Annotated in this window: 4 protein-coding genes; all 4 read right to left on the bottom strand. The window is 38.9% G+C overall.

From position 1 onward, the window contains the following. Nucleotides 1-15 precede the first annotated feature (15 nt). Nucleotides 16-1,182, bottom strand: a complete 1,167-nt coding sequence (locus tag AACQ17_RS06895; protein ID WP_094167797.1) for a hypothetical protein — start codon at nucleotides 1,180-1,182, stop codon at nucleotides 16-18. Further along, a complete protein-coding gene (locus AACQ17_RS06890) occupies nucleotides 1,152-3,410 on the bottom strand; it encodes a TcfC E-set like domain-containing protein (RefSeq protein WP_166538091.1) in 2,259 nt (752 codons plus the stop codon). The genes AACQ17_RS06895 and AACQ17_RS06890 overlap by 31 nt, the downstream gene beginning before the upstream one ends. 213 nt (nucleotides 3,411-3,623) lie before the next feature. Continuing rightward, a complete protein-coding gene (locus tag AACQ17_RS06885; RefSeq protein ID WP_094167796.1) occupies nucleotides 3,624-4,127 on the bottom strand; it encodes a CS1 type fimbrial major subunit in 504 nt (167 codons plus the stop codon). Nucleotides 4,128-4,159: 32 nt separating this feature from the next. Next, nucleotides 4,160-4,360, bottom strand: a 201-nt coding sequence (locus AACQ17_RS06880; protein WP_206208105.1) for a hypothetical protein, incomplete at its 5' end; no start/stop codon positions are given.

Here is a 4,360-nt window from a genome sequence, read left to right as displayed (position 1 = left end):
ATATATATCAATAAACTATATGGATGCATCATAAATGATTGTAACATCACCAGAATAGGTACTACCTGGATAATTTAACATACTAGTGACTGAGCTATTACTCACTCTAAATAAAATTTTATTCTCATTTCCTATTACAGGATTAGTAACATTTATAACTAGAGGAGTACTCTCTTTCAATAAGGTTTTATTATGTCTATTTTCCATATTGAATACATCTAACCCTACCGTATGCCCTTTTTTATTTTTAATTCCACATGCATCATTAAATTTATATTGACAACGAAGAGATACGTTAACATTAGATGATGCCCATAAAGAATAGGTAATGTCATTACTCAATTCAGTATTTCTACCTCCAGAGGCCCATCCATCATTAGGCTTAAGAGTAATTTCTGTACTACTCTGAGGAAAATCAACTCTTATCTGATGTTTAACGGATAATTTAAAGTTAATTGTATGAGCGGCACTGTAACTACCATTTCCTAAATCGATATCACCTTCAGGTGAAATCAATAAATCTAACGTCCCCGTATAATCGCCATTTTTCATTTTTAATGGATTAGGAGTTTTCAGCCTGAATCCTAAATAAACGTTTTCTATCTTTAATCGATAACCATATTGCGGGTTATACTTAAACGAAACACTACAGCCTGATGACATGTTTTCATTTTTAGTTGCGAAAATAAACTGAACACGATAAGTCCACCCATAACCTCTAAATCTAGCAGAATCACAGTCTCCCTCAACAGCTCTAAGGTTCTTCCACGTATCACTAGTTGATGGGATATATCGCAAATCACTAACCTCCATCCCAACAACAGTGGGAATTAATGTCATCTCCTGCTGTTCTCCACTCAGCTTATGTTTCAGTATCACTTTCTTAGGTTTTATTTTTATAAATGTAGGTTCATCTCTTTTATTTCCTGTATTTTTTGGCGTACGATAAGCGATTATTGGTAAACCGAGAACATACTCACCAAATGTACACAAATAATCCCCAATCGTGCAAATATCTGTATTTTTAAAATTATTAGCTCCATATTCAATGTCATAAGTGGCAGGTTTATACTCTGAATTTACATTAAAGGTTTCAGATGATGCATTATTTGAAACTAATATTAAAATCATTAAAACCCAAAGATTGATTATTAATGTAGTGCTAATGAATCGGATTTGCATAATAAGTCCCCTACCAAAATTGTCTCTTTTTTTGTCCAAAAATCGAAGTCACCAAGCGAAAGCTTGCAAGTATTTTTCGTAGGGCGCTCAATTGTAAGGCTCGGTTGTTTTAAGCTAACATCCACCACAAAAAATCCATCTGGCTCACTGACCGTGCGGCCTACATGATTAATGACCTGCGCGCCTCCTAATGCTTGGTGGTACTCATCCACTAATCGGCCAATTACCGTCACGGTTTTTACTACCTGTACTTTATGATAACTAACACCGCCTCGATTTAAGTAATATGGAATAACCGCCGGGCGAATAGTTAACGTTGAAGCGTATTGATCCGCCATATCTAGTTGTAAGGTCCCATTTTCTAGAGCATCTACGGGAACTAAATGTCGGCCACTATCCAATACTAAATACGCAGTGTTATCACCGGAAACGCGTAAACGAGCATCAGGAGTGTCGGTTTCAATATCCAAAATCATTGCTGCATCTTGCTGCATTCCTCCAGCTCCAATTGCGCTACCTTTACGGCTAATTGCAAACGAACTGTCCATATTAATGCCATACGACCAATCCCGGTTATAAGAGGAGTTTTGTACAAATACGTCCCCATCAACCCAGTCGGCAGAGTAACGTCCATAGCCGGAAAAGCCTGAGCCATATCGGTCTTGAGTCATTCCCGCGCTGATCTGTTTTACTATTCCAAAGTCAGTTTGTTGCTGATAATTTAAACTTAGCTCTTGATCTTGCTCGCCGGAGCGGGAGGTACGGCTCCCCAAACCCAATGATAAAGATTGTTTTCCGGAACCAAGGCTGAGTGAAAAAGAGAGCATTGCTCCTCTATCTCTTTCACTATTGGTACTTAAACCCCCAGGGCGATCAAATAGGGTAACGCCCCAGTTTACCCATTCACCTTGCCATCGATCTGCATAGCTCCAACTGAGGTTCGCACCTGAACCTTGTCCCGACTGATTAGAAAGGTAGAGATTAACACTTCCCCAACGTAACATTGGGTACTGCATAGAAAAGTAAGCGGTTGAGGCGTCATCATGACTCATATGTCGAGCGGTATGCCCTAGCACCATGTTTATACTATTCAAAGTCATCATGCCTTGTGCATTATATCCCCAACCAATCCCTTCGCTGTGATTCATCATACTCAACCAACGTAATGAAGGAGTAATGTTCCAATCTAGCGATAATGACTGGTGAAAACGTTTATTGGCATAACGGTGACCAAAACCAACAATCATTGAAGGTGTCAGTAAATGGTTCAATTCAACTCCCGCTGTTAGTGCTGGCTCTGTATTATCCACCTCAGAACTCGCCCATACAGGAACCTGCCAACCAGCATAAAGGTTATAACGCCAATGATCTTCTGGTGTAGTCCAACTTGATGGCTTGTACACCATCTCTGTTTTTCTTTGAGTTTCTTGTCCGTCTTCTAGTATGCGAATCTCAACTTCATAGATACCAGCAGGCAAAACGCGAGTATCGATCACCTGCAAACCTGACTGAATTAATTGAGAATACAGTAGCTGACCATTTTTATAGATCTCAGCCACGCCGGGGCGAGACGTAGTTATTTGTATAGGCACTAAACTTGGCGCTCCCTGCTCCTTACGCAGCAGATCTGAGTTGCCAAACATAGCACCGATAATGTTGATATCCGTTGCCGCAAAATAGTTCTGCTGGCGGACAAGCCCTTGTGAGTCAGGAACAAAATAGCCCAGACGAGTATAATACTTACCATCCAGTTGCTCTGCATATGCTTGTCTCATCGTCTGTTGAATAGAATCACTTTTAGTTATATCGCCTTCAGAAAACAGTGTCCACGACCTAATATTTCCCTCTAATTGAAGGTTTAACAGCCCTGTTTGGTTTTGCCCTTCCGATGTTAAGCGCAACTGATTGCGCACTAACAAACCTAAGTTTTCTTCTGGTAATGAGCGATAATTATTATCACTCTTTTGCAGTTCAACCTGACGAGTCACCACTGTAAGTTGAGAATTCTCAAGGCTATAATGAACCATTAAAATATTGGCAGAGCAATCCGTACTACACACTCCTAATTGCAACTTTTTTGCTAATTGCTGTTGCCACAGCTCTCTTTCTTGCTTATTGAACTGACTTTCAGAGCTATCCAACAAGTTAAGCAGATACACGGTACTGTCCCTACCTAATATTAACTCACCACTACCTAGTTGCTTATTGTCGATCACAATATTTGCCATTAACGGCGTACCGAAAAAATAATTTCTAAAGCCTTGTGGTAGCTGCAGAGATTGTTTAAGTAATGGTATCGGCTCCGTTGAAAAAGATGAGTATGAGAATATCATAAGCAAGAGTGTGATATATCGAACCATAATTATTACAAACACTATTTATTGGTACAAAATAGGGGTGTGGCACCCCTAAAATTAATAAACCTTGAGTAATATTTAATATTACTCCTGTGGAGCTGGTGGAGCTGGTGGAGCTTCCGATTCAAACACCATATTAATTACACCTTGATAGCTACCCGCTTTATAACCATTATTAGGCGCCGCATCGGGTATAACTTCAAAGCCAACTTTTTTACCGTTTTGCACATTGGCTAAAGTCAACAAATCTTGTGATTCAGTTGTTAATGCTACGCCAGCAAAATTAACCGTTAAACCAATTTCCTCGTTACCATTAACTCGGCTTAAAGCAGGTTTATATAATAAATATCCCTTGATAGGGCCAATGGTACTTTTTACTTCCATTTGACGAGACAAAGTATCTAGCTTTTGGGTGTTAGGATTAAATTGTAATTTCTGCGTACTGCTCATCCAATCACCCACTGGCGTTACATAGAAATTCTCACTTGGTATCTGCGCCGTCACAGTAATAGTATGTTCCACTGTTTCAGCTGCCATAATGGAACCACTAGCAAATACCATTAGTGTAATAATACGATTTAATTTCATTTTTATATTTCTCCTTATTATTTAAATTACATTTATAGATTTATTCTATTAAATGTCGATTTACTACCCTCAATTAAATCAAAATCAATCGATGGGTAAGCGTCATAACTAATCTCTCGTTTTACTTTGGGTAAGACGTGTAGTTTTTCTACTTGAGTACACTTTTTATTTATTTCATCACACCGCTCAAGGTTATCGACAACCACCGTAGCATTACCATTATTTTCTACATA

Source organism: Vibrio sp. V10_P2A27P122 (assembly GCF_963874335.1).
Classification (GTDB): Bacteria; Pseudomonadota; Gammaproteobacteria; order Enterobacterales; family Vibrionaceae; genus Vibrio; species Vibrio anguillarum.
Note: the sequence above shows the minus strand (reverse complement) of the source record. Positions and strands in the feature narration are given on the sequence as shown.

What these genes read in the sequence shown, in the direction of transcription:
- AACQ17_RS06895 (WP_094167797.1), bottom strand. Translation starts at nt 1,182, where the DNA reads ATGCAAATCCGATTCATTAGCACTACATTAATAATCAATCTTTGGGTT.
- AACQ17_RS06890 (WP_166538091.1), bottom strand. Translation starts at nt 3,410, where the DNA reads ATGGCAAATATTGTGATCGACAATAAGCAACTAGGTAGTGGTGAGTTA.
- AACQ17_RS06885 (WP_094167796.1), bottom strand. Translation starts at nt 4,127, where the DNA reads ATGAAATTAAATCGTATTATTACACTAATGGTATTTGCTAGTGGTTCC.